This is a genomic window from Paraburkholderia kururiensis (genome assembly GCF_034424375.1).
In the GTDB taxonomy this organism is placed as follows: Bacteria; Pseudomonadota; Gammaproteobacteria; order Burkholderiales; family Burkholderiaceae; genus Paraburkholderia; species Paraburkholderia kururiensis_A.
This window is the reverse complement of the sequence record NZ_CP139965.1, coordinates 4,432,538-4,456,085: the sequence shown is the minus strand read 5'-3', so window position 1 is coordinate 4,456,085 and position 23,548 is coordinate 4,432,538. Positions and strand designations below refer to the sequence as shown.

Here is a 23,548-nt window from a genome sequence, read left to right as displayed (position 1 = left end):
GGGTTAGATCCTGCCTGGAGGCTGGCTGGCGGTCACAGAGGAGAGATGTGACGAAGGCTGGCGATGCCTTTCAATTGAGAATCGCTATCATTACACGAGATAACCGATTTCTCAACTTGCGGGTATTTCGGCTCGTTACGTGTCAGCGGAGTGCGCGAAAGGCACCACGCCGCGAGGCGAAAGCCAGCGGCGTGTGCAGTGAAGTAAAGAGAACGGTAAAACGCGAAATCAGAAGGCTTCAGACCGGCCAGAGCGGCCCTTCCTGCATCGCGCCAATCTGCTCCCGCAGTTCGAGAATGCGGTCTTCCCAATAGCGCTGCGTGTTGAACCAGGGGAACGCCACGGGGAACGCGGGATCGTGCCACCGTCGCGCGAGCCACGCGGAGTAGTGAATCAGCCGCAGCGTGCGCAGCGCTTCGATCAGATGCAGTTCGCGCTGATCGAACTCGCAGAAGTCTTCGTAGCCCGCAAGAAGGTCCGTGAGCGCGCGCGATGCGCCGGCGCGGTCGCCGGGCAGCAGCATCCAGAGGTCCTGCACGGCGGGGCCCATGCGGCTGTCGTCGAAGTCCACGAAATGCGGACCGTCGTCGGTCCACAGCACGTTGCTTGGATGGCAATCGCCATGCAGGCGGATACGCCGGTACGTGCCGGCCCGCTCGAATGCGCGCTCCACGCCCTCGAGCGCGAGCGCGACCGCCGTGTCCCACGCGTGGCGCACGTCGGCGGGTACGAAGCCGTGCGAGACGAGGAAGTCGCGCGAATCGTAGCCATACGTCTGAATATCCAGCGACGGACGCGCCCGGTAGTCCTGCGTGCCGCCCACCGCATGAATGCGTCCGATGAAACGGCCGAGCCATTCGAGCGTTTCGCGTCGGTCGAGATCGGGCGCGCGGCCGCCGCGACGTTCGAATACGGCGAAGCGAAAGCCGTCGAACGTGTGCAGGGTGCGTCCGCCAAAGGAACGCGCGGGCACGGCGGGAATTTCGCGATCTGCGAGCTCAGCAACGAACGCGTGTTCTTCGAGTATCGCTTCGTCGGACCAACGATTCGGCCGATAGAACTTCGCGATCACGGGCGGACCGTCTTCCACGCCGATCTGGTAGACGCGGTTCTCGTAGCTGTTGAGCGCCAGCATGCGGCCGTCGGTGCGCAGACCGACGGTGGAGAGCACGCCGTCCAGCGCATCGAGCACGCATTCGGGTGTGAGCCGGGCGTAGGGCGCTTCGTCGCTTGCGCCCTCGTTCGGGGAAGAGATGTCGTCGTTCATCCCCGCATTGTGCACCTGTGTGCACGCAGGCGGGCGATGAAAGACGGTGCCGCGTGGTGGGTGGCCAGCCGGAATAATCGCTTCGCTCAGTGCACCTGCACGCCCGTGGGACGTACGAATTCGCCGGTATCGATCAGGTCTTCCAGAAAGAACGGCTCGGTGTTGAGTTGCAGCGATGCGCCGGGCTCGCCGGCATACCAGGTCACCATGGCCATGTCGCCGAGAATGCGCATGACGATGCCGCGCGCGCCTGCCGGCACGGCGATGTGGACGGAGCGGACAATAGAACCGACTTGCATGATGTTTCCCCGTTCTCGATGCCGGCTTCACACGTATGAAACGCCGGTCAATGTGGTGACAAAAAACGCCGCCTCGCAGAACGTTGCGCGCGCACCCGGCTGCGTTGCCTGCGCGATCCGCGTGGCCGGCTAAACGTCATGGTTGCCGTTTTTCCGCTTCCCGTAAAGGGCTTAAATAGCGACGAAACCCCGCTATTTCGGCACTTTGGACTTACGGACCGCTGACTGTAACGCCGGGCAAGCTCCCGATCATACGCTGTGCCGCTGCTGCGCCTCGAAACTGCGGCTGACGCCGTGGCTGATCCTCGTGGGCTCGACCCTCCTTTCGGCGATGGCATCCGTCATCGCACGCTTTGGTGGCATGAGGTTGAAGCGGTGTTCGTGCTCGCGCGAGTCGCACGCCGTAGATGCAGGCCGCACGGACGCATCCACGTGATCGGTGTATGGTTGGGCCTTTGTCTCTGGATGCTTCAGCTGTGACCGCCCCGCTGGAACCCGACCAACGCTCCGCTTCGTCCTCCTCGGCGGCTTCATCGTCGCAATCGCGCGCTGCCGGTCCTGGCTCTGCTTCAGCGCAGCCCTACCTCGAACGCGGCACACGCGCTTACTGGCAGGCGAGCCTCGCGCTGCTGTTCGCGGGATACGCGACGTTCTCGCTGCTCTACTGCGTGCAGCCGCTCCTGCCTGCGTTCTCCACGGCGTTCGACGTGAGTCCCGCGCAAAGCAGCCTCGCACTCTCGCTCTCCACCGCGACACTCGCGTTTGCCGTGTTCGTGGCCGGCTTCGTCTCCGAGGGATGGAGCCGGCATCGGCTTATGACTGCGTCGCTGACGGCGTCGTCGGTGCTCACGCTCGCGGTGGCGTTCGTGCCGCAGTGGCATCAACTGCTCGTGCTGCGCGCGCTCGAAGGGCTCGCCCTGGGCGGCGTGCCTGCCGTCGCCATGGCCTACCTCGCCGAAGAGGTGAACCCGAACGGGCTCGGCCTCGCGATGGGGCTTTACGTGGGCGGCACCGCGATAGGCGGCATGGCGGGACGGGTCATCACGGGCATCGTCGCGGACCTGCTCGGCTGGCGGGCGGCCGTGGGCACGATCGGGGTGCTGGGCATTCTCTCGACGCTCGCGTTCCGTTCGCTGCTGCCGCCCTCGCGCCACTTCGTGCCGCGCCGGGGGCTCGGCATCACGCATCACCGCAGTGCACTGGTGAAGCATTTCGCGCGCCCAGGGCTGCCCGTGCTGTTCTTCATGGCCTTCGTGCTGATGGGCAGCTTCGTCACGCTCTACAACTACATCGGCTACCGGCTCATCGCGCCGCCGTACCGGCTCAACCAGACGACCATCGGCGCGATCTTCGTGGTCTATCTGACGGGCGTGATCGCGTCGCCGCTGTCGGGCCGCATGGCGGACCGCTTCGGACGCGGACGCGTGCTGATCGCCTGCATCGCCATCATGATTGCCGGCCTGCTGCTCACCATGCTGCATCCGCTCGCGGCTATCGTCGCGGGCATTGCGTGCGTGACGTTCGGCTTCTTCGCCGGTCACGCGGTGGCAAGCGGCTGGGTGGGACGGCTCGCGAAAGAGGCCAAGGGCCACGCCGCCGCGCTTTATCTGCTCACGTATTACCTTGGGTCGAGCGTCGTGGGCTCGTACGGCGGACGGTTCTGGACGGCCTACGGCTGGAACGGCGTCGCGGCGCTGGTGGGGGCGCTGCTTGCCGTGGGCATCGTGGCCGCGACATGGTTGCAGGGACGCGAGCGCGTGGGAGCGGCATAGCGACCGCTGCTTGCGTCCACGCTGCGGAGTTGCGGCTCGTTTTCGACGAGCGTGCTTGCCCGCTGCTAGTCGGCTGTCTTCGCTTTGGCGGCCAATCCTGCCCCCAATCGCATCGCATCAAACGAAAGGCGCCCGTAAGTGTGTACTACACGGTCAAAGCGCCGCGCCGCGCACGCCGACATGCCCGAAGAAGCCCGTCGCAGCGGGCTCTGAGCAACGCATGCCACTTGCCCAGATGCCTCGCCCCGCGCGAGTGCACTTGCTACGGTCTCCTATACTGATTCAGGCAGCCCGGCCGCCCGGACGAAGCATGCCTGACGCGTCGCACAAACACGCGTCGGCAGCACCGCTGCCAATACACGATAAGGAGACGAGCATGACGCACTACTTCACGATCAGCGACTTCATTTTGCTTATCCCGATGGCGCTTGCCGGTGCCCTCTTTCTTGGCGCCGTGCCGTGTGCCACGCAGTTGAGGCACAACGCGCTGCGGGTGATTGGTGCGTTGCTCGGCGTCCTGTTCGCGATCGTGCTTGTCGAGGGATTGCCTGCGCTCGTGTAGCGTCGGGCTGCGTCGCGGCGCCGTCGTTCTCTGCGCGCGTTGGTCGAACTCGCAGGCGCTGCGTCTCATCGATAAGCTGGCCTGATCGTTACCGACGCTTATTGCTCTCGTGGCCGCGATGACCCGGCATCGGTCACGTGCGCGCCGACGCCTAACTGCACGTGTACGCCGCGCGGGCCACGTAGCTGGCGCAGCGCGGCCCGGAAATAAGGGATGTCGGCGTGATGAGCGCCGGCGCTCTCCAAGGCTTTCTCCGTAACGCCCCTCTCGTTTTGCCTGTCCACGTCGCCTGACTGTGCGCGCGCCACGGCGGGCAGCGCCGTCCACGGCAACGTCGGATAGCGGTGATGCCACTGATGCAGGTGATGGTTCATCAGCAGCAACGGCCAACCGCGGGGCACGCGGAAATTGCGGGCACGTCCCGGCTCGCCCAGCCCCACGCCGTAGTGCGGCAGGTTGTCGGCGAGCGAAAGCCACAGGCCGCGCAGATACATCGTCGCAGCAAGAACGGGCCACCACGCGCCATACATATAGAGAGACGCACCGTAGACCGCCACCGACAGCAGCCAGTCGCGCCGCGTGCGATAACGCCGCACCGGGTCGGCAGCGAAATTGCCGAAGAGCCGTTGCACCTCGGGGCCGACCGGTCCTTCCTCGCCTACCGCGCTCAGCACAACCGTCCGCGAAAGCCTGCGCGGCAGGAACGCCAGCAGCGGCACCACGAGTTCTCCCACGTAGAGGCCGCCGAACAGGCGCACGTAATACATGAGCCAGGTGCGCCAGCGTGGTGCGCCCGTTTCGTGCACGTCGGGACGGTCGTAGGGCTCGCGCGTGAAGCGGTGATGCATCAGGTGACCGAAGCGAACGGTGTCGAAGGGCAGCGCAAGCGCAATGCAGAGCGCGCGTGCCAGCCATTCGTTGAGCCGACGCCCTGGCATCAACTGCCCGTGGATGCCTTCGTGAACGAGGCCCCAGTGCATCGGCGTCAAGAGGACGATGGGCACCATCGCGGGCACGACGGCGATCAGCGCGGCCGGTCCCCAGGCGCACAGCGCGCATGGCAGTGCAATCAGTTGCACGCCCGCTGCGAGCATCGCCAACGTGGCGAGTGCAGCATTCGCGCGTACGTCGATCGCGGCGCGTGGGGCAGGCGGCCGCTCGCGGCCCGTCGCCGATGCGGCGGCACGGAGGTCCATCGTTTCTCCTCGGTTGTCGGCTGCGGGCGAACTTAGCAGCGGCTTATGACAGCGAGAAGACGCGGTAACGGGCGGTAAGCGAGAGGGCAAGCATCGGTGTGAAAGAACCTGCTCGTGGGCCGTCGCGGCGCATTGCGCGCTCACACCCCGGGGCCAATGAAAAAGCCGCCTTGCGGCGGCTTCGTGTGCGGTGCGGACGCATCGAACCGGCACGGCATGCGCGGCCGCGTACGATGCATCGATTCCGTCAGACGTGCTGATCGGTTGACGGCTTCTCCCACAGGTTCACGCCGCCTTCCACCGCGTAACGGTCGATCTCCGCGAGTTCTTCCTTCGAGAACTCAATGTTCTTCAACGCGGCAACGTTCTCACGCACCTGCTCGGCACGGCTTGCACCGATCAGCGCCGACGTCACGCGGCCGCCGCGCAGCGTCCACGCAATCGCCATCTGCGCGAGGCTCTGGCCGCGGCGTTGTGCGATGTCGTTGAGCTTGCGCACGTGTTCGAGGTTCGTCTCGTTCAGATGGCTCTGCTGCAGCGAGCCGCCGCCCGGACGGTTCACGCGGGCGTCCTGCGGCACGCCGTGCAGATACTTGTTGGTGAGCAGCCCCTGAGCGAGCGGCGTGAACGCGATGCTGCCCACGCCGAGCGTGTCGAGCGTATCGAGCAGTTCGTGCTCGATCCAACGGTTCAGCAGGTTGTAGGCCGGTTGATGGATCAGCAGCGGCACCTTGTATTCGGCCAGCAGCTTCGCCATCTCGCGCGTTTTCGCCGCCGAGTACGACGAAATGCCCACGTACAGCGCCTTGCCCTGCTGCACCGCGGACGCGAGTGCGCCGGCGGTTTCCTCGAGCGGCGTATCCGCGTCGAAGCGGTGCGAATAGAAGATGTCGACGTAATCGAGTCCCATGCGCGCGAGGCTCTGATCGAGGCTCGCCAGCACGTACTTGCGCGAGCCGCCGCCCTGGCCGTACGGACCGGGCCACATGTCCCAGCCGGCCTTCGACGAGATCAGCAACTCGTCGCGATAGGGCCGGAAGTCGTCCTTGAAGATGCGGCCGAAATTGGTTTCCGCGCTGCCGTACGGCGGGCCGTAGTTATTCGCCAGATCGAAGTGCGTGATGCCGAGATCGAACGCGGTGCGCAGGATGTCGCGCTGCGTCGAAATGGGCGTGGTGTCGCCGAAGTTGTGCCACAGGCCGAGCGAGAGTGCCGGCAGTTTGAGTCCCGACTTGCCGCATACGCGGTACTGCATGTCCGAATAGCGTTCTGAAGCTGCTTCGTAGGCCATTGCAAGAGTCCTTGAAAGACGGGGAAAAAACGCGGACAGCTATGTTAGCCAATCGCCAGGCGACGTGCAGACGCCCACATAGCGGGACGGCCGTGGACGCCGTCACGCGCCTCCCCTACACTGCGGCGACGCAATCACCCCGCATTCACCATCGAGGTATCCCCATGGCAAAAGCGATTTCGATCGCGTTGATCGTCGGCGGCGTCGTGCTGCTGTATTTCGGCGGACAGTCGTTTCACTCGTTCAGCAACGACATGTCGCGCCTCTTCACGGGCGCACCCACCAACAAGACCATCTTTCTGATTGCAGGCGGCGCCGTGGCGTTACTGGCCGGGCTGACGGGCCTGGCTTCGTCGGGCAGGAAGCGCTAGGCAGACAGGCGCTACCGGCAAGCGCCTGGGGAAGCGCCGCGCGGAGGTCTTTGCGCGGCGCGTGTCTGCCGGTGCGGCCTCGCGAGGAGCGACGCGCGGCGCACCACATTTCACAGCGAAAAGCGGCACGAAAAATCAAAACGGCACTTCAGGCTTCGACGCCGAACGTGTGCCCGGCAACGGCACGTTGCTCGCGCCGTGATAGGTGAAGACGAGCGAAAACTTCACGCGGTCCGTGAGATTCTTGCCCGCCGAATGCAGCGTGTTGCAGTGGAAGAACACGACGTCGCCGGCCGAGAGCGCCGGCGAGATCGCAGTCTGGATCAACGCCTGGTTCTCGGGCAGATCCGAGCGGAAGAATTTCGCGTCGTCGAAACGATCGGACGTGAACGTCGCGCTGTGCGAGCCGGGCACGAACCAGAGTCCACCGTTATCCACGGTCTCCTGCCCGAGCGCGAGCCACACCGACACCAGATCGTCGCGCTCGAACGACCAGTAGCGCACGTCGCGATGCCAGCCAGTCAGGCTGCCGTACGCTGGGTGCTTCGTCATCATGCAGTTGTGATGCGCGCGGGACAGCACCGGCTCTTCGCCGAAGTAAAGCTCCATCCAGCCGCGGATTTCGGGCGCCGTGGCCCACTGCGCAAAACGCGGATGACGTCCGTACGCGTCGAGCAGACGCCGCACCGTATGGCCGCCAGGCGATTCGCGCGAGTCCGGCGCGCCGGGATAGCGCAGGTCCGCCTCGTATTCGAGCGGCGCGGCCGCTTCGATCAACTGCTGTTCCGCAATGCTCTTCAGTTCCGCGCAACGTTCAGGCGAAACCAGACCCGGAACCACGACGAAGCCGCGCTCGCGCAGCATTTGCACCTGTTCCTTCTTCGAATGGGCTGACATGAGACTTCCGCTGTTTCGGTTTATTGGGTTCGATTGTTTGCATGCGGGTTACGGCAACGGCCGGGCGCCCCGCAGACAAGCAGTCATGTCGCGATTGTAAAACGTACGCAAAGGGCCCGACCGCGGCCCCGCCGACGCAAGCCACCGGCACGCGGAGCCCCGCACAGCGCCAGGGCGGCCCGCGCACCGACAGGCCGCAAAGGGCGCGATCGTCTGCGTCGAAAACGCGCACACGCGCGAGGCGATGTGCGGCCCACGCCGGGATAACACCGACTTTCGACGGTCATGATTCGCGTGTAGCCTGCGCGCATGTCAGTCGTTCCCGCCGTACCGTTCACTCGCCCGCGCCGCGTCACACGGACCGCCGGCGCTCCGTACGCGCTTTGCGCCCCACGTCGCCGAACCCTCCCCCGTTTATTCGAGTCGCGCAGCGCCGCCACCGCCGCTTTCATTGGCATGCTTGCTGCTCGATTCGCGGCACCGTGCGATGCGCACTTTGAAGTCCGATTCTGCTGAAGCCATGCATACCTTCTTAAGCACTCGCATCAAACGTGCGGCCCTGAAGGCCGCTCGTCCCGCCCGCCGTCACGTGATGCGCGCCCTGCGGCACCACTCCGCGCGCACTCGCGCGCTGGCGGGGCAACTGCGCGAAGCACGTCCCGTGGACAGCATGCGCGCCTGGTTCAATTCGTTCTTTTCCGTGCTACGTGTACGCACCGGCGCCCGGCACTTCTCGCTGCGCACGCTGCTCTATCGGCCCGACACGCCGCTGCGCTCGCTGAGCGCACCGCGTCCGTCGCACACGTCATCGCAACACGCGGCGAGCGGCAGCTACAGCCGTCGCCCGCGTCGCATGGCCGCCGCAAGCAACGGCTGGTTCGCGTTCGCAGCGCGATAGCGGAACTGCGGCCTGCTATCGCACTGCGAAGAAACGAAGCCGTTAAAACCCGCTCCGCAAGATCAGGGCCCAAAGAAAAACCCCGCCCGGCTCGACGCCGGACGGGGCTCTTCACTGTTCCATGCGCTACGCGGCTTTCGCCGCGCAAACTAAACCCCTTAAGCGATCGCGACAGCCGGCTCCGTGCCCGCTGCTTCGGCGAGCGCCAGCGCCTTGTCCGTTGCTTCCCACGAGAACTCCGGCTCTTCGCGACCGAAGTGACCATACGCGGCCGTCTTCTCGTAGACGGGGCGCAGCAGGTCGAGCATCTGGATGATGCCCTTCGGACGCAGGTCGAAATGCTCGCGCACGAGTTGCGTGATGGTTGCATCCGACACGCGACCCGTGCCGAACGTGTTCACCATGACCGAAGTGGGCTGCGCCACGCCAATCGCGTACGACACCTGGATCAGGCAGCGCGACGCAAGGCCTGCGGCAACGATGTTCTTCGCCACGTAGCGGCCCGCGTAAGCGGCCGAACGGTCCACCTTCGACGGGTCTTTGCCCGAGAACGCGCCGCCGCCGTGCGGTGCCGCGCCGCCGTACGTATCGACGATGATCTTGCGGCCCGTCAGACCGCAGTCGCCTTGCGGGCCGCCAATCACGAAGCGGCCGGTCGGATTCACGAGGAACTTGATGTCGCCCTTGATGAGGTCGGCCGGCAGCGTGGGCTTGATGACCTCTTCGATCACCGCTTCGCGCAGCGTGGACAGTTCGATGTCCGGCGCATGCTGCGTGGAGAGCACGACGGTGTCGATGGAATACGGCTTGTTGTCGACGTAGCGAATGGTGACCTGCGACTTCGCGTCCGGACGCAGCCAGGGCAGGCGGCCGTCGCGGCGCAGGTTTGCCTGGCGCTCAACGAGGCGGTGCGACAGGTGGATGGGCAGCGGCATCAGTTCGGGCGTTTCATCGCACGCGTAGCCGAACATCAGGCCCTGGTCGCCGGCGCCCTGGTCGAGGTTGTTGTCGTGCGCGCGGTCCACGCCCTGGGCGATGTCCGGCGACTGCTTGTCGTAGGCGACAAGCACCGCGCAGCCGCGGTAGTCGATGCCGTAGTCGGTGTTGTCGTAGCCGATGCGCTTGATGGTGTCGCGCGCAATCTGGATGTAATCGACGTTCGCGGTCGTGGTGATTTCACCGGCGAGCACGACGAGACCCGTGTTGCACAGCGTCTCGGCGGCGACCCGCGAATACTTGTCCTGCGTCAGGATGGCGTCGAGAATGGCGTCCGAGATCTGGTCTGCGACCTTGTCCGGATGGCCTTCGGAAACGGATTCAGACGTAAAGAGGAAGTCGTTTGACACGTTGCAGACTCCTTGTAATTCCTTGGTTACGGTTGATCTTCACGTAGCCAGCTTCGGGAGTCTGAAGCGGCGACGCTTTAGCGGATTTGCTGCCAGGCCGGCGTTTGTCGCGCGTGCCTGTTTCGCCCCGCAAGTTGTCTATTAACTCGGCGAAGCCCGTATTATAGCGGCTTCCTTGATTTGTCGCTGAGTAACCACGCGTGCTGTATTACGACCTTTTCCCTGTCTTTCTGAAGTGCGCCGGGTTCGAGGCGCGGCCCGGAGCCCGCGCATGCTAGGCCGCCTCGGCACCCATTTCGGCATCGCCCTCCTCAAGCTGTTCGCGATCCTGCCGTACGGTTTCGTCGCGCGCCTGGGCGACGGCCTCGGCTGGCTGCTCTACCAGATTCCCAGCCGCCGCAAGCGCATCGTCCACATCAACCTCAAGCTCTGTTTTCCGGACTGGAGCGACGAACGTCGCGAGGAAGTGGCCGGCAAGCATTTTCGGCATGCCATCCGCAGCTATCTGGAGCGCAGCGTCCAGTGGTTCGGTTCGGCGAAGAAGCTCGAAAAGCTTATCCAGGTGGAAAGCGAAGTGGACCTGAGCGACCCGGACCTGCCGCCCACGCTCTTTCTCGGCCTCCACTTCGTCGGTATCGAAGCGGGCTCCATCTTCCTCAACTATTCGCTGCACCGGCGCTGCGGCTCGCTCTATCAGCCGATGTCGAACCCGCTGCTCGAAGAGGTGGCGAAGGCGGCGCGCGCGCGCTTCGACGCCGACATGGCGAGCCGCGCCGACAGTGCGCGCATCGTGCTGCGCTGGCTGCGCGAGCGCAAACCCGTGATGCTCGGCGCCGACATGGACTACGGCGCGCGCAACTCGACGTTCGTGCCGTTCTTCGGCGTGCCCACCTGCACGCTTACGGCAGTCGGCCGCCTTGCCAAGGTGGGACGCGCGCAGGTGGTGCCGTTCATCGGCGAAGTGCTGCCCCACTACAAGGGCTACAAGCTCAAGATATTCAAGCCGTGGGACAACTACCCCACCGGCGACGACGACGCGGACGCGCGCCGCATGAACGCGTTTCTCGAAGAGCAGATTCCGCGCATTCCCGAGCAGTACTACTGGGTTCACAAGCGCTTCAAGACGCGGCCGCCCGGCGAGCCCAGCGTGTATTGAGCCGACGTCGGCAAAGGCATAAGCGGGCTCGGCGCGTCGCTTACAATAGCGGGATGAAACTGAAATTCACCAAAATGCACGGCGCGGGCAACGACTTCGTCGTGCTGGACGGCTACACGCAGCCGCTCTCGCTGAGCCCTGCGCGCGTGCGCGCGCTCGCCGACCGGCATTTCGGCGTGGGCGCCGACCAGCTGCTGCTGGTGGAAAAGCCCACGATCGAAGGCGTCGATTTCAGATACCGCATCTTCAATTGCGACGGCGGCGAGGTCGAGCATTGCGGCAACGGCGCGCGCTGCTTCGTGCGTTTCGTGCGCGAACGCAAGCTCACCGACGCGACGAGCATCCGCGTCCAGGTGCAGAACGGCGTGATTGCACTCACGGTGCAGGAGAACGGCGAGGTCGTCGTAGACATGAGCACGCCCGTGTTCGAGCCCGCCCGGCTGCCGTTCGACACGAAGGGGCTGGAAGGCCGCCGCGAAGGCAACGACACGCTCTGGCCGCTCGACGTGAACGGTACGGTGCGGTGGGTCTCGGCCGTATCGATGGGCAATCCGCATGCCGTACAGGTGGTGGACGACGTCGAAGCGTTCCCCGTTGGCGAAGACGGCCCCGTGATCGAGTGGCACCCGCGCTTCGCGCAGAAGGTGAACGCCGGGTTCATGCAGATCGTGTCGCGCCACGAGATTCGCCTGCGCGTCTACGAGCGCGGCGCGGGCGAAACGCTTGCGTGCGGCACGGGCGCGTGCGCCGCGGTGGCGGCGGGCATCCGGCGCGGGCTGCTCGACACGCCGGTGACGGTGCACACGCACGGCGGCGTGCTGACAATTTCGTGGGACGGCGCGCACGACGAAGCCGCGCCGCTCTTCATGGCCGGCCCGGCCACGACCGTTTTCGAAGGCGAACTGGACCTGGACACGCTGCCCGAATAAGCTGCCACACAAGCAAAAGCGTGCCGCAGCCTGACGACAGCCGAACCAGCCGACTCATCCGCTCCAACCGATTGACCGACGCGCGGCCCGCCGCGCCTCTCCCAAGCCCAGACCATGAACGATCGCGAAGTCGCCGACTATCTGCTCGCCAATCCCGATTTCTTTACCGAGCACGCCGAACTGCTGGCCACGATCCGGCTCGGTAATCCGCACGGCAAGGCTGCGGTGTCGCTGCAGGAGCGACAGATGGAAATGCTGCGAGACAAGAACAAGTTGCTCGAACGACGTCTTGCCGAGCTGCTGCGCTACGGCCACGAGAACGACAGCATCGCCGCGAAGTTCAACCGCTGGACCACGCGCGTGATCTCGGAGCGCGACCCGTACGCGCTGCCGCGCACCATCGCCGACAACCTGCGCGACGTGTTCGACGTGCCGCACGCTGCGCTGCGTGTGTGGGACGTGGCCGAGCAGTACGCGCAGGCCGATTTCGCCCGCCACACCGGCGAGGAAGTGCGGATCTTCGCGAACAGCCTCGCGGCGCCGTACTGCGGAGCGAACACCGGCTTCGAGGCGGCGCAGTGGCTGGCGTCGGCGGCGGCTGCGCCTGGCGCCGCTGCGGTAACCGCTTCACCTCTGGCCGATGCCGGCCCGGCGCGCATGGAAGCCGCCGGCAACGACGGGACCGTCGCCGCTGCATCCGGCACCGGCATCGAATCGATCGCCATCCTCGCGCTGCGCGACCCGCAGGCCGACGCCGCGGCGCCGGCGTTCGGCTTGCTCGTGATGGGCTCGCCCGATCCGCGCCGCTTCCACGAAGGCATGGCGACAGACTTCCTCTCGCAGATCGGCGCCCTCGCGAGCGCCGCGCTCACGCGCCTGCTGCCGCGCTGAGCCCGCTTGATCCAGCCTCGTCGAACCACGTGAACGCCACCGACCCCACCGCCGCCTACCTGTCGAGCCTCGAGCACGAGCGGCGGCTGTCGGCGCATACGTTGCGCGGCTATACGCACGAACTCGACGAACTGAAGAAGCTCGCGAACGGCCGGCCGCTGGAAAGCCTGACAGCCACGGACATCCGTGGCGCGGTGGCCCGCGCGCACGCAGGCGGCCTCTCGGCGCGCTCCATTGCGCACCGTCTTTCGGCCTGGCGCGCGTTCTACCGCTGGTACGCCGGCCATGTGGAACTGGCCGCCAATCCGGTCGCCACGGTGCGCGCGCCGAAGCGGGCGAAGACCTTGCCGAAGGCGCTTTCCGTCGACGACGCCAACGCGCTCATGGACGCGCCGTCGCCCGGCACGGCCGAAGGCCTGCGCGACCACGCTATGCTCGAGCTGTTCTACTCGTCGGGCTTGCGGCTCGCGGAGCTGGTCGGTCTCGACGTGAACTACGCGAAGGCGGACGGCTACGAATCCGCCGGCTGGCTCAAGCTCGACGCCGCCGAAGTGGAAGTGCTCGGCAAAGGCAATCGGCGACGTGTGGTGCCGGTGGGCCGCAAGGCGCTCGACGCGCTCAACGCCTGGCTCGCCGTGCGCCACGAATTCGTGAAGACCGACCCGCAGCCGCTGTTCCTCTCGGTACGCGGCAACCGAATGTCGCCCAACGTGGTGCGCGAGCGCGTGAAGCGCGCCGCCATCGCGGCGGGCATTCCGGCCAACGTGCATCCGCACGTGCTGCGCCACTCGTTCGCCACGCACGTGCTCCAGTCGAGCGGCGATCTGCGCGCGGTCCAGGAACTGCTGGGACACGCGAGCATCACCGCCACCCAGGTCTATACGTCGCTCGATTTCCAGCATCTCGCGCGCGTCTACGACCAGGCCCATCCGCGAGCGAAGAAACGCGATTGACGCCTGAAGCCCGTGCGTCGGGCGTCGCGCTGCGCCGACTCCTGCAGCGCGGCCCTTCTTCGTGCGTCGCCACCCTTTGCGAAAACGCGCTATCGCCGCCTTTTAGCGCCTCACGTTTCACCCAACCGAATCCGTCATGAACATCGTTACGCTCAAACCGTCGAAAGAGAAGTCGCTGCTGCGCCGCCACCCATGGGTCTACGCGAATGCGATCGACCGCGTCGACGGCAAGCCGGCTTCCGGCGCCACCGTCATCGTGCGCGCCCACGACGGCCGGTTCCTCGCGCGCGCCGCCTGGAGCCCGCACTCGCAGATCCGCGCCCGCGTGTGGACCTTCGACGAAACCGAGCCCATCGATCACGCCTTCTTCAAGCGCCGCGTGCAGCGCGCGCTGGCCCATCGCCAGCAGATGGTGCGCGACACGGGCGCAGTGCGCCTGATCTTCGGCGAGGCGGATGGTCTGCCCGGCCTGATCGTCGACTACTACACCGCCGACGATGCGCAGGCGCGCGGCCAGCTGGTCTGCCAGTTCATGGCGGCGGGCGTCGAGGCGTGGAAGGAGGCGATCGTGGCGGCGCTCGTGGGCGCGACCGGTTGCCCGAACGTCTACGAGCGCTCGGACGTATCGATCCGCGAGAAGGAAGGGCTCGAACAAACAACGGGCGTGCTGGCGGGCGAGGCGCCGCCCGAGACGCTCGTCGTCACCGAGAACGGCGTGCGTTACCACGTGGACGTGCGCAGCGGCCACAAAACCGGCTTCTACATCGACCAGCGCGACAACCGCGCGCTCGTGCAGACCTTCGCGCAAGGCCGCGACGTGCTGAACTGCTTCTGCTACACGGGCGGCTTTTCGCTTGCGGCGCTCAAGGGCGGTGCGGCGCGCGTGGTCTCCATCGATTCGTCGGGCGAGGCGCTTGCGCTTGCCCAGCAGAACGTCGCGGCGAACGGCTTCGACGCAGCGCGCGCCACCTGGCTCGACGCCGACGCGTTCCGCACCCTGCGCAGCCTCTACGACGACGGTCAGCGCTTCGACCTGATCGTGCTCGATCCGCCGAAGTTCGCGCCGTCGCGCGAGCACGTCGATCGGGCCGCGCGCGCGTACAAGGACATCAACCTCAGCGGCTTCAAGCTGCTGCGTCCGGGCGGCCTGCTGTTCACCTACTCGTGCTCGGGCGCGATCGACGCGGAGCTGTTCCAGAAAATCGTCGCCGGTGCGGCCGCGGACGCGCGCGTGGACGCGCGCATCCTCAAGCGGCTCGGCGCAGGCGTCGATCACCCGCTGCTCACGGCATTTCCGGAAGGCGAGTACCTGAAGGGCCTGCTGTTGCAAATCGCCTGAGCGGCCCCATTTGGGAGGCTGTTTGTGCGGTGGCAGCCGCCTTGTCCGCATGGCTAACGCGTCTTGCCGCCGCAAGCGGTGGCAAGGCAGATATGTTTCAATAGGCAGTTCGATTGCCCCGGCCACGGCGCCCGGGCCACCCTATTCACGATTCACGCATTGACAGGCGACCAGCATGATTCCCGTTACCATCCTCACCGGCTTTCTGGGCAGCGGCAAAACCACGCTGCTCAAGCGCATCCTGAACGAGAAGCACGGCATGAAGATCGCCGTGGTGGAAAACGAGTTCGGAGAGGAGAACATCGACAACGATATCCTCGTGCAGGACTCCAACGAGCAGATCATCCAGATGAGCAACGGCTGCATCTGCTGCACCATTCGCGGCGACCTCGCGCGCGTGCTGGGCGATCTGGCGGCGAAGAAGCGCGACGGCAAGCTCGACTTCGACCGCGTCGTGATCGAGACCACTGGCCTTGCCAATCCGGGTCCGGTCGCGCAGACGTTCTTCATGGATAACGAGATCGCCGACGAATTCCTGCTCGACGCCATCATCACGCTCGTGGACGCGAAGCACGCGAACCACCAGCTCGACGAGCACGAAGTCGTACAGCGCCAGGTGGGTTTCGCCGACCGCCTCTTCATCACGAAGTCGGACCTCGTCGACGAAAACGCGTTGGCGGACCTGCGCCACCGGCTCGTTCACATGAACCCGAAGGCGTTCATCCGCGTGGTCAATTTCGGCGAGGCGGACATCAAGGAAGTGTTCGACCTGCGCGGTTTCAATCTGAACGCGAAGCTCGAGATCGATCCGGACTTCCTCGCCGAAGACGAGCACGATCATGACCACGAGCACCACGATCACGACCATGCTGATTGCGACCACGACCACGACCAGTGCAATCACGAAGGCCACGATCATGGCCATCACCACCATCACCACGCGCATCACGACGACAAGATCAAGTCGTTCGTCTACCGGAGCGACCGCCCGTTCGATCCGAACCGACTGGAAGACTTTCTCGGTGGCATCCTGCAGATCTACGGCGAACGCCTGCTGCGCTACAAGGGCGTGCTGTACATGAAGGGCGTCGACCGCAAGGTCGTGTTCCAGGGGGTGCATCAGATGATGGGCAGCGACCTCGCCGCGAAGTGGCTGCCGGCAGAGAAGAAGACCAACAAGATGGTGTTCATCGGCATCGAGCTGCCGCAAGACCTGATCACCGACGGCCTCGACGCCTGCCTCGCCTAAGCTCCAGCCAACAGCAGCACGGGGTTCCGGCGGCCCACGAGGCGCCGCGTAGGGCTCCGGTAAGGGTCGGCCCGCATTCAGAAATGCGGGCCGACGCCGTTAAGAAAACGCAAACGCGAATCGTCGCTTTTTCGCAGTTGGCGGGTTATATTTTCGGGATTACGGGCATGGCCTCCGCGGGTTTCCCTGCTTGCGGCGGCAGATTGTGATTCAGTTACAATACGTGCCCACTAGAGAATGAGAACCTTGGCCCGGTTATGGAGCGTGCGCCTAAGGCGGTGCCGGAAGGAGGCGAGGCAGACACCTCGATGGCATCTGCAACAGCGCACGGCAACGGGTAAGAAACGGCAAGTACGGCACCGGGAAACCTTATCCGGAGCATGCCGATGGCCATGCCGGCGAATCGCGCCAGAGGGCGCTCGCCGGTACAAAAAATGCCTCAGGAGCATCTGTAGATCGGTTTCCAGAGGAGTTCGGCCCCGCATCGGCGCTTCGGCGTCACGACAAAGAGCCTGTCGTCCGTGTTCGCCGGCACTCGTTGAGCGCCATGAAGGCCATTGCGGGTAACACGAAAGTGCGGGCAACATGTAACAGTTTTGCCTCACATTGAAGAAGCAAGCCAGATGACGACGAAACGACTCTTGACCGAAGCCGAAATCCTGAAGATGAGCGACAAGGATTACATGAACGACGATCAGCTCGCTTTCTTCAAGAACCGGCTTGAACAGCTGCAGGCGGAAATTCTCCGCAATGCGGGCCAGACAACCGAGAATCTTCGTGAAACCGTGATCGTGCCGGACCCGGCCGACCGCGCGACCATCGAAGAAGAGCATGCGCTGGAACTGCGCACGCGCGACCGTGAGCGCAAGCTGCTGAAGAAGGTACAGCAGTCGCTGGCGCGCATCGAATCGGGCGAGTACGGCTGGTGCGAAGAAACCGGCGAGCCGATCGGCATTCCGCGTCTGCTCGCGCGGCCCACGGCCACGCTCTCGCTCGAAGCGCAGGAGCGGCGCGAACTGCGCCAGAAGCTGTTCGGCGACTGACCACTGCGGCGCGGCCTGGCCTCAAATCAGATCCGCGCACATCAATGAGCTTCATGACGAGGCGCACGGCTTGCCGTGCGCCTTTTTCTTGGGCTCGCCCTTTGTCTCGTCTCCGGCGCTTGCCTCTCGCGCGTCTTCGGCGCGTTGGCCACCGCCGCACGGTACGGCGCGAGGTTGTCCCCGCGTCGGCATGTGGCACTTAATAACCCGCCCGACGCACTGCGCAATGCATGCCAGGCATCCCGTCGCGGCTGCCCTTGATATGCGCAGGCCCGCCCTAAAATAGACCGAATACGCGTGTACCGGCGCGCCGCTGCATGCGCGCCGCCCGCTTCCGGATTCCGGCGGCAGCGCCTCAGCGCTGCGGCCTCCACCCGTTTTTGCAACAAGGAACGCACATGGAGCAATTTCACGGTACGACGATCGTTTCCGTGCGACGCGGCGACAAGGTCGCGCTGGGCGGCGACGGCCAGGTCACCCTCGGCAACATCGTCATGAAGGGCGGGGCGAAGAAGGTCCGGCGCATCTATAACGGCAAGGTGATGGTCGGCTTCGCAGGCGGCACCGCCGACGCGTTCTCGCTGCTCGACCGCTTCGAAGCGAAGCTCGAAAAGCATCAGGGCAATCTCACCCGCGCCGCGGTGGAACTGGCCAAAGACTGGCGTACCGACCGCATGCTGCGTCGTCTCGAAGCCATGCTGATCGCCGCGGATTCGCAAACCACGCTCGTCATTACCGGCAACGGCGACGTGCTGGACCCCGAAGGCGGCATCTGCGCCATCGGCTCGGGCGGTGCCTACGCTCAGGCGGCCGCGCGTGCGCTGGCGGAAAACACCGACCTGTCGCCGCGCGAGATCGTGGAGAAGTCGCTGGAGATTGCCGGCGACATGTGCATCTACACGAACCACAACCGCGTCATCGAGACCATCGAGTAACGGACGTAACGGACATAACGGACGAGCCAAGGACTGATCCACGATGAGCACCATGACCCCTGCCGAGATCGTCTCGGAACTCGACAAGCACATCATTGGCCAGGCGCGCGCGAAGAAAGCCGTCGCCGTCGCATTGCGCAATCGCTGGCGCCGGCAGCAGGTGGCCGAGCCGCTGCGCCAGGAAATCACCCCCAAGAACATTCTGATGATCGGACCGACGGGTGTCGGTAAAACCGAAATTGCGCGCCGTCTCGCGAAGCTGGCCGACGCGCCGTTCATCAAGATCGAAGCCACGAAGTTCACCGAAGTGGGCTACGTGGGGCGAGACGTCGACAGCATCGTGCGCGACCTGATCGAAATCTCCGTCAAGCAGACGCGCGAAGCGGAAATGCGCAAGGTCCGCACGAAGGCGCAAGACCTCGCCGAAGACCGCATTCTCGATATCCTGCTGCCGCCCGCACGCCCGGTCGGCTTCGGCTCCACGGGCGACAGCAGCCACGGCGACACGGACAGCACCACGCGCCAGACCTTCCGCAAGCGTCTGCGCGAAGGCCAGCTCGACGACAAGGAAATCGAACTCGACGTGGAGTTGCCGCAAGTCGGCATGGACATCATGGGACCGCCGGGCATGGAAGATATGACCGAGCAGATCCGTTCGATGTTCGCGAATCTGGGCGGCGGCAAGAAAACGCGCCGCAAGCTGAAGGTGAGCGAGGCGCTGAAAGTGCTGACCGACGAAGAAGCCGGCAAGATGCTCAACGAAGAGGAAGTGAAAACGAAGGCCGTGCAGAACGTCGAGCAGAACGGCATCGTGTTCCTCGACGAAATCGACAAGATCACCTCACGCAACGAAGCCGGCGCCGGCGAGGTGTCGCGCCAGGGCGTGCAGCGCGACCTGCTGCCGCTCGTGGAAGGCACCACTATCAACACGAAGTACGGGATGGTGAAGACCGATCACATCCTGTTCATCGCGAGCGGCGCGTTCCATCTGGCCAAGCCGAGCGACCTGATTCCCGAACTGCAGGGACGCTTTCCGATCCGTGTCGAACTGGATTCGCTTTCCGTGAAGGACTTCGAGGCGATTCTGGTGGCCACCGACGCGAGCCTCGTCAAGCAATACCAGGCGCTGCTCGCCACCGAAGACGTGCAGCTCGACTTCGCCGAAGACGGCATCCGGCGCCTCGCGGAGATTGCCTACGCGGTGAACGAGAAGACCGAGAACATCGGCGCGCGCCGGCTCTACACGGTGATCGAAAAGCTGCTGGAGGAAATCTCGTTTGCTGCCGGCAACCATGCGGGCAACAGCGTGACCATCGACGCCGCTTACGTGGATCGCGCATTGAACGAAGTCTCGCAGGACGAGGACCTCTCGCGCTACGTGCTTTAATCAGCCTTCAAGTCGAACTGAGCAGGACGCCCGGCGCACGACGCGCCGGGCGTTTTCGTTTCCGCGGCCGCCTTCCAGCGTCCCGCGTTCACTGCTTCACCGGCCGCTTCGCGAGCTTGCGCTGCAGCGTGCGCCGATGCATGTTGAGCGCCCGCGCCGTCGCGGAGATATTGCCGCCGTTCTCGGCCAGCACGCGCTGGATGTGCTCCCATTCGAGCCGCGCCACCGAAAGCGGCATGGGGTGTTCTAGCGCCTCTTCGGCCTGGACCGCACTCGCCTCGGTCTGCAGCGCCGAAAGAATCGTCTCGACGTTCGCGGGCTTGGCGAGGTAGTTGTCCGCGCCGTCCTTCACTGCCTGAACGGCGGTGGCAATGCTCGCGTACCCGGTCAGCACGAGGATGCGCGCGTCCGGCTGAAGCTCGCGCAGCGGCGCCACAAGGCTCAGCCCGGAATCGTTGCCGAGATGCAGGTCCACCGTGATCTGGCCGAATTTCTGCTGATTCGCCAACCGGACCGCCTCGTCCCCATCGTGTGCCTGCTGCACCGTAAAGCCGCGCCGGGCGAGGCCGCGGGCCAGAATGCCCGAGAACACCTCGTCGTCGTCGATCACCAGGAAATTCATGTCGCTCATTGATCTTTTCTCCGTGTTATGCGGTGCGGCCGCCCAACCCTTTAGACCTTTCAGGCCTTCAGGTCCTTTGTCCCTGGCCGTTTGTCCTTCACCAGCCACCGCGCCTGGTTAATTCCTGATGCTGCGCCTTTCGCGCCGCGATGAAATGACCTGGATCATGTCGCCGCAGAACCGGTGACGCCGCCAGCAGCATCCACCCCGGTTGAGGCCGCAACCGCGATACGCGTGGCGGGCATGCGCAAGAGCGCGCGCGTACCGCGTGGCGCCCGGCCGCTCCCGGCCGCCGGCCCTGCCGACGAAGCCGACGACGCCGCCGACGCCCCGGCAGGAGCCACATCGGCCAGCTCGATCGATCCGCCCAGCCGCGCCGCCGCCGAAAACGCGAGGTACAGCCCCACGCCGTGGCCGCCCTGCGTGCTATCCACCGGCGTCGTACCGAGCGATGCCCGCAACGACGCGGGAATGCCGGGGCCGGCGTCGCACACCTCGAATTCGACGAGGTCGTCGCGGCCGGCAGAACGCGCGGCCAGCGTGACGTGATCGCGGCTCACGCGCGCGGCGTTGTCGAGCAGGATGGTGAGAATCTGGCCAACGGCCACCGTGTCGTCCACGGCGAGGTTGGCGGGAGGGTCACCCATCAGCTCGAACTTCACATGCGGATGGCGCAGCCGCCATTGCTCGGCAAACGGGCCCATCCATTCGCTCACCGCCTGGCGGCTGCCGCCCGACGACGCGCGGCTACGCAGCCGGGCCAGCGCCGAGGTGCACAACGTCATCTGCTTTTCGAGCAGCTCGAGGTCAGCTGCGTAGGGCGCGAGGCCCGCGTCGGTGCGGGCGGCGTCGCGCAGCTCCTCGGTCAGCATGGCGATCGTGGAAAGCGGCGTGCCGATCTCGTGCGCGACGGTGGCGGCCTGCACGCCGAGGGCCACGGCTCGCTCGTCGCGCAACAGCCGCTGCTGCGCGTCGCCGAGCGCCGCGTCGCGCTGGCGCAGCGCGCCCGACATGCGCGCCACGAACCACGCGATCAACCCCACACTCACCATGAAGTTCACCCACATGCCGGCGCGGTAGTAGTCGAACAGGTTCGCCGGGTTGTCCATGTTGAGCGGCACCGAGTCGAACCCGAGTACCGCGTAGCACGACACCGCGAACGCCGCGAGCCACAGCATCAGGTGCCACGGCAGCACCGCGGCGGCAATGGCAAGCGACGGCAGATAAAGCGAAACGAACGGATTGGTCGTGCCGCCGGAGAGAAACAGCAGCGCCGAGAGCGCGCCCAGGTCCACCCAGATCTGGCCGAACAGTTCCAGATTGGATTCCGGCCGCTCCTGCGAAACGCGCAGCCACGTGAGCCCGTTGAAAATGACCTCCAGCGCGATCACGAGCAGCATGGCCGGAATGGGCAGGTGCACGCCGAAGAAGATCTGCACGGCGGCGATCGTGCAGAGTTGCCCGATGATCGCGAGACTGCGCAGCCAGAACAGATGGCCGAGATTGACGCGGCCGGTCATGGTGATTCGATGCATGCGGGGAGTTTAACCGCTCGCGGCACTGCGGCGCGGACTCGTTATTTCGTCCACGTCAACACCTGTGCATTGTCGCCGCAGGGAGAACGGACCCTTCCCACCGCCCCCCCCCGGCTCAGGCGCCCGTGGGCCCGAGCGGATCGGTGGGCCGCGCCTGGGCGCTGGCGAGGTCGTCGGCGAGGCACTCGGGGCACAGGCACGGCATGCCGTGGACCAGGCGGTCGGCCTGCACAGCCGGCATGGCCTGGCACCAGCAGTCGAACGGGTCGGTGTGGCGGCCGCAGTCGAACGCCCGGCCGCAGCGCGGGCACCGCACACTCGCCGGCTCCCTGGAGGTGGATGCGGACTGGCTCATTGCGATTTCCCGTGGAAAAAGACGGACGAAGCTGAAGGTGAGGAAATGATGCCACGAGTCGCGAGGCCCGACTGTGCGTGAGCGCCCCGGGGGTTGCACGCGCAGTTTCCTGCCAACGCTGTCGCGCAGATGTGCCGGATGCAGCGGCAGACGGGTTTTACACATCGCGCAAGAGCGTGGGCGGAAGCAAGACAAAAACCGCATGCTCCCCCCGCGATACCCCATTCGGCAGCCCCCGAATGCACGGGCGGAAATGCCTGTTGCAGCGCGCCAGTCCTGTACAATTCGCGGTTGATTCCACCCACCGCCGTCGATTCTTTTACCGTTTCACGCCGAGCCCGCCGCCATGTCCGAACCTGCCGACCTCTCGCAGATTCCTCCCACCCTCAAGGCCGAAATCCTGGCCGAGGCGCTGCCCTACATTCGCCAGTATCACGGCAAGACCGTGGTCATCAAGTACGGCGGCAACGCCATGACGGAAGAGCGGCTCAAGCAGGGCTTCGCGCGCGACGTGATCCTGCTGAAGCTGGTGGGCATCAATCCGGTCATCGTGCACGGCGGCGGACCGCAGATCGACCAGGCGCTCAAGAAGATCGGCAAGCAGGGCACCTTCATCCAGGGCATGCGCGTCACGGACGAAGAGACGATGGAAGTCGTCGAATGGGTGCTGGGTGGCGAAGTGCAGCAGGACATCGTTACGCTCATCAACCACTTCGGCGGCCACGCGGTGGGCCTCACGGGTAAGGACGGCGGTCTCATCCATGCCCGCAAGCTGATGATGCCGGACCGGGACAATCCCGGTCAGTACGTCGACATCGGCCAGGTGGGCGAAGTCGAAGCCATCAATCCCGCGGTGGTGAAGGCGCTCCAGGACGACGCGTTCATCCCCGTCATTTCGCCCATCGGCTTCGGTGAAGACGGCCTCTCGTACAACATCAACGCCGACCTCGTGGCCGGCAAGCTGGCCGTCGTGCTGAACGCCGAGAAACTGGTGATGATGACCAACATCCCGGGCGTCATGGACAAGGCCGGCAACCTGCTTACCGACCTCTCCGCCCGCGAGATCGACGCGCTCTTCGCCGACGGCACGATTTCAGGCGGCATGCTGCCGAAGATCGCGTCCGCGCTGGATGCCGCCAAGAGCGGCGTGCATTCGGTTCACATCATCGACGGCCGCATCGAGCACTCGGTGCTGCTCGAAATTCTCACCGAGCAGCCCTTCGGCACGATGATCCGCTCCCATTGAGCGGCCACG

At 65.2% G+C, this 23,548-nt stretch carries 23 protein-coding genes; 14 read left to right on the top strand and 9 right to left on the bottom strand.

Features of this window, described 5'->3' with window-relative positions; all coding sequences use genetic code 11:
• Positions 1-238 precede the first annotated feature (238 nt).
• The gene (locus U0042_RS20040) at positions 239-1,267 is read right to left on the bottom strand and encodes a serine/threonine protein kinase (protein ID WP_114814137.1); all 1,029 of its coding nucleotides are present in this window, start codon (positions 1,265-1,267) and stop codon (positions 239-241) included.
• Positions 1,268-1,353: 86 nt separating this feature from the next.
• Entirely contained in the window at positions 1,354-1,566 is a 213-nt protein-coding gene (locus U0042_RS20035) for a hypothetical protein (RefSeq protein WP_017772415.1), read from the bottom strand.
• Between the two features lie 626 nt (positions 1,567-2,192).
• Here U0042_RS20035 and U0042_RS20030 point away from each other — a divergent pair.
• On the top strand, positions 2,193-3,338 hold the full coding sequence (locus U0042_RS20030; protein ID WP_327205067.1) for an MFS transporter: 1,146 nt from the start codon (positions 2,193-2,195) through the stop codon (positions 3,336-3,338).
• 376 nt (positions 3,339-3,714) lie between these two features.
• Positions 3,715-3,900 (top strand): hypothetical protein, encoded by a 186-nt coding sequence (locus tag U0042_RS20025; protein ID WP_042299277.1) that lies wholly within the window; start codon positions 3,715-3,717, stop codon positions 3,898-3,900.
• A gap of 98 nt (positions 3,901-3,998) precedes the next feature.
• Here U0042_RS20025 and U0042_RS20020 read toward each other — a convergent pair whose 3' ends face one another.
• Together U0042_RS20020 and mgrA are read right to left on the bottom strand one after the other, a co-directional pair.
• Positions 3,999-5,096: a fatty acid desaturase family protein gene (locus U0042_RS20020; RefSeq protein ID WP_114814139.1), complete on the bottom strand. Its 1,098-nt coding sequence runs from the start codon at positions 5,094-5,096 to the stop codon at positions 3,999-4,001.
• A 247-nt stretch (positions 5,097-5,343) separates the two neighbouring features.
• Positions 5,344-6,387: an L-glyceraldehyde 3-phosphate reductase gene (gene mgrA / locus U0042_RS20015; protein WP_114814140.1), complete on the bottom strand. Its 1,044-nt coding sequence runs from the start codon at positions 6,385-6,387 to the stop codon at positions 5,344-5,346.
• Positions 6,388-6,551: 164 nt separating this feature from the next.
• Here mgrA and U0042_RS20010 point away from each other — a divergent pair, with 164 nt between their 5' ends.
• On the top strand, positions 6,552-6,758 hold the full coding sequence (locus U0042_RS20010) for a DUF3185 family protein (protein WP_114814141.1): 207 nt from the start codon (positions 6,552-6,554) through the stop codon (positions 6,756-6,758).
• Between the two features lie 135 nt (positions 6,759-6,893).
• Here U0042_RS20010 and U0042_RS20005 read toward each other — a convergent pair whose 3' ends face one another.
• Entirely contained in the window at positions 6,894-7,655 is a 762-nt protein-coding gene (locus U0042_RS20005; protein ID WP_114814142.1) for a phytanoyl-CoA dioxygenase family protein, read from the bottom strand.
• A 520-nt stretch (positions 7,656-8,175) separates the two neighbouring features.
• Here U0042_RS20005 and U0042_RS20000 point away from each other — a divergent pair.
• Positions 8,176-8,553 (top strand): hypothetical protein, encoded by a 378-nt coding sequence (locus tag U0042_RS20000; protein WP_114814143.1) that lies wholly within the window; start codon positions 8,176-8,178, stop codon positions 8,551-8,553.
• Positions 8,554-8,711: 158 nt separating this feature from the next.
• Here the strand turns inward: U0042_RS20000 and metK are convergent, their stop codons facing one another.
• A complete protein-coding gene (gene metK / locus U0042_RS19995; RefSeq protein WP_114814144.1) occupies positions 8,712-9,899 on the bottom strand; it encodes a methionine adenosyltransferase in 1,188 nt (395 codons plus the stop codon).
• 271 nt (positions 9,900-10,170) lie between these two features.
• On the opposite strand from metK, the gene U0042_RS19990 reads away from it, so the two are divergent.
• The 9 genes from U0042_RS19990 to hslU all read left to right on the top strand — a co-directional run bounded on the left by U0042_RS19990 (position 10,171) and on the right by hslU (position 19,781).
• Positions 10,171-11,055 carry a lipid A biosynthesis lauroyl acyltransferase gene (locus tag U0042_RS19990; RefSeq protein ID WP_114814145.1) on the top strand — a complete coding sequence of 295 codons (885 nt, stop codon included), beginning with the start codon at positions 10,171-10,173 and terminating at the stop codon, positions 11,053-11,055.
• 53 nt (positions 11,056-11,108) lie between these two features.
• Positions 11,109-11,984 (top strand): diaminopimelate epimerase, encoded by an 876-nt coding sequence (dapF, locus tag U0042_RS19985; RefSeq protein ID WP_114814146.1) that lies wholly within the window; start codon positions 11,109-11,111, stop codon positions 11,982-11,984.
• Between the two features lie 114 nt (positions 11,985-12,098).
• Positions 12,099-12,875: a DUF484 family protein gene (locus tag U0042_RS19980; protein WP_114814147.1), complete on the top strand. Its 777-nt coding sequence runs from the start codon at positions 12,099-12,101 to the stop codon at positions 12,873-12,875.
• 29 nt (positions 12,876-12,904) lie between these two features.
• Positions 12,905-13,828: a tyrosine recombinase XerC gene (gene xerC, locus U0042_RS19975; protein ID WP_114814148.1), complete on the top strand. Its 924-nt coding sequence runs from the start codon at positions 12,905-12,907 to the stop codon at positions 13,826-13,828.
• Positions 13,829-13,964: 136 nt separating this feature from the next.
• Positions 13,965-15,167, top strand: a complete 1,203-nt coding sequence (locus tag U0042_RS19970) for a class I SAM-dependent rRNA methyltransferase (RefSeq protein WP_114814149.1) — start codon at positions 13,965-13,967, stop codon at positions 15,165-15,167.
• A gap of 175 nt (positions 15,168-15,342) precedes the next feature.
• A complete protein-coding gene (locus U0042_RS19965; protein ID WP_114814150.1) occupies positions 15,343-16,416 on the top strand; it encodes a CobW family GTP-binding protein in 1,074 nt (357 codons plus the stop codon).
• A gap of 623 nt (positions 16,417-17,039) precedes the next feature.
• A complete protein-coding gene (gene dksA / locus U0042_RS19960) occupies positions 17,040-17,459 on the top strand; it encodes an RNA polymerase-binding protein DksA (protein ID WP_017772397.1) in 420 nt (139 codons plus the stop codon).
• Between the two features lie 398 nt (positions 17,460-17,857).
• Positions 17,858-18,394: an ATP-dependent protease subunit HslV gene (hslV, locus tag U0042_RS19955; RefSeq protein ID WP_114814151.1), complete on the top strand. Its 537-nt coding sequence runs from the start codon at positions 17,858-17,860 to the stop codon at positions 18,392-18,394.
• A 43-nt stretch (positions 18,395-18,437) separates the two neighbouring features.
• Positions 18,438-19,781 (top strand): ATP-dependent protease ATPase subunit HslU, encoded by a 1,344-nt coding sequence (gene hslU / locus U0042_RS19950; protein ID WP_114814152.1) that lies wholly within the window; start codon positions 18,438-18,440, stop codon positions 19,779-19,781.
• Between the two features lie 88 nt (positions 19,782-19,869).
• On the opposite strand, the gene U0042_RS19945 is transcribed toward hslU, so the two are convergent.
• From U0042_RS19945 to U0042_RS19935, 3 genes are all read right to left on the bottom strand, one after another.
• Positions 19,870-20,412 carry a response regulator transcription factor gene (locus tag U0042_RS19945; protein ID WP_114814153.1) on the bottom strand — a complete coding sequence of 181 codons (543 nt, stop codon included), beginning with the start codon at positions 20,410-20,412 and terminating at the stop codon, positions 19,870-19,872.
• A 155-nt stretch (positions 20,413-20,567) separates the two neighbouring features.
• Positions 20,568-21,938: an ATP-binding protein gene (locus U0042_RS19940; RefSeq protein ID WP_114814154.1), complete on the bottom strand. Its 1,371-nt coding sequence runs from the start codon at positions 21,936-21,938 to the stop codon at positions 20,568-20,570.
• Between the two features lie 115 nt (positions 21,939-22,053).
• Positions 22,054-22,293 carry a cysteine-rich CWC family protein gene (locus tag U0042_RS19935; RefSeq protein WP_114814155.1) on the bottom strand — a complete coding sequence of 80 codons (240 nt, stop codon included), beginning with the start codon at positions 22,291-22,293 and terminating at the stop codon, positions 22,054-22,056.
• A 346-nt stretch (positions 22,294-22,639) separates the two neighbouring features.
• Here U0042_RS19935 and argB point away from each other — a divergent pair, with 346 nt between their 5' ends.
• On the top strand, positions 22,640-23,539 hold the full coding sequence (argB, locus tag U0042_RS19930) for an acetylglutamate kinase (RefSeq protein ID WP_017772391.1): 900 nt from the start codon (positions 22,640-22,642) through the stop codon (positions 23,537-23,539).
• Positions 23,540-23,548: the final 9 nt, after the last annotated feature.

What these genes read in the sequence shown, in the direction of transcription:
- U0042_RS20040 (WP_114814137.1), bottom strand. Translation starts at nt 1,267, where the DNA reads ATGAACGACGACATCTCTTCCCCGAACGAGGGCGCAAGCGACGAAGCG.
- U0042_RS20035 (WP_017772415.1), bottom strand. Translation starts at nt 1,566, where the DNA reads ATGCAAGTCGGTTCTATTGTCCGCTCCGTCCACATCGCCGTGCCGGCA.
- U0042_RS20025 (WP_042299277.1), top strand. Translation starts at nt 3,715, where the DNA reads ATGACGCACTACTTCACGATCAGCGACTTCATTTTGCTTATCCCGATG.
- U0042_RS20020 (WP_114814139.1), bottom strand. Translation starts at nt 5,096, where the DNA reads ATGGACCTCCGTGCCGCCGCATCGGCGACGGGCCGCGAGCGGCCGCCT.
- mgrA (WP_114814140.1), bottom strand. Translation starts at nt 6,387, where the DNA reads ATGGCCTACGAAGCAGCTTCAGAACGCTATTCGGACATGCAGTACCGC.
- U0042_RS20010 (WP_114814141.1), top strand. Translation starts at nt 6,552, where the DNA reads ATGGCAAAAGCGATTTCGATCGCGTTGATCGTCGGCGGCGTCGTGCTG.
- U0042_RS20005 (WP_114814142.1), bottom strand. Translation starts at nt 7,655, where the DNA reads ATGTCAGCCCATTCGAAGAAGGAACAGGTGCAAATGCTGCGCGAGCGC.
- U0042_RS20000 (WP_114814143.1), top strand. Translation starts at nt 8,176, where the DNA reads ATGCATACCTTCTTAAGCACTCGCATCAAACGTGCGGCCCTGAAGGCC.
- U0042_RS19990 (WP_114814145.1), top strand. Translation starts at nt 10,171, where the DNA reads ATGCTAGGCCGCCTCGGCACCCATTTCGGCATCGCCCTCCTCAAGCTG.
- dapF (WP_114814146.1), top strand. Translation starts at nt 11,109, where the DNA reads ATGAAACTGAAATTCACCAAAATGCACGGCGCGGGCAACGACTTCGTC.
- U0042_RS19980 (WP_114814147.1), top strand. Translation starts at nt 12,099, where the DNA reads ATGAACGATCGCGAAGTCGCCGACTATCTGCTCGCCAATCCCGATTTC.
- U0042_RS19970 (WP_114814149.1), top strand. Translation starts at nt 13,965, where the DNA reads ATGAACATCGTTACGCTCAAACCGTCGAAAGAGAAGTCGCTGCTGCGC.
- U0042_RS19965 (WP_114814150.1), top strand. Translation starts at nt 15,343, where the DNA reads ATGATTCCCGTTACCATCCTCACCGGCTTTCTGGGCAGCGGCAAAACC.
- dksA (WP_017772397.1), top strand. Translation starts at nt 17,040, where the DNA reads ATGACGACGAAACGACTCTTGACCGAAGCCGAAATCCTGAAGATGAGC.
- hslV (WP_114814151.1), top strand. Translation starts at nt 17,858, where the DNA reads ATGGAGCAATTTCACGGTACGACGATCGTTTCCGTGCGACGCGGCGAC.
- hslU (WP_114814152.1), top strand. Translation starts at nt 18,438, where the DNA reads ATGAGCACCATGACCCCTGCCGAGATCGTCTCGGAACTCGACAAGCAC.
- U0042_RS19945 (WP_114814153.1), bottom strand. Translation starts at nt 20,412, where the DNA reads ATGAGCGACATGAATTTCCTGGTGATCGACGACGACGAGGTGTTCTCG.
- U0042_RS19940 (WP_114814154.1), bottom strand. Translation starts at nt 21,938, where the DNA reads ATGCATCGAATCACCATGACCGGCCGCGTCAATCTCGGCCATCTGTTC.
- U0042_RS19935 (WP_114814155.1), bottom strand. Translation starts at nt 22,293, where the DNA reads ATGAGCCAGTCCGCATCCACCTCCAGGGAGCCGGCGAGTGTGCGGTGC.
- argB (WP_017772391.1), top strand. Translation starts at nt 22,640, where the DNA reads ATGTCCGAACCTGCCGACCTCTCGCAGATTCCTCCCACCCTCAAGGCC.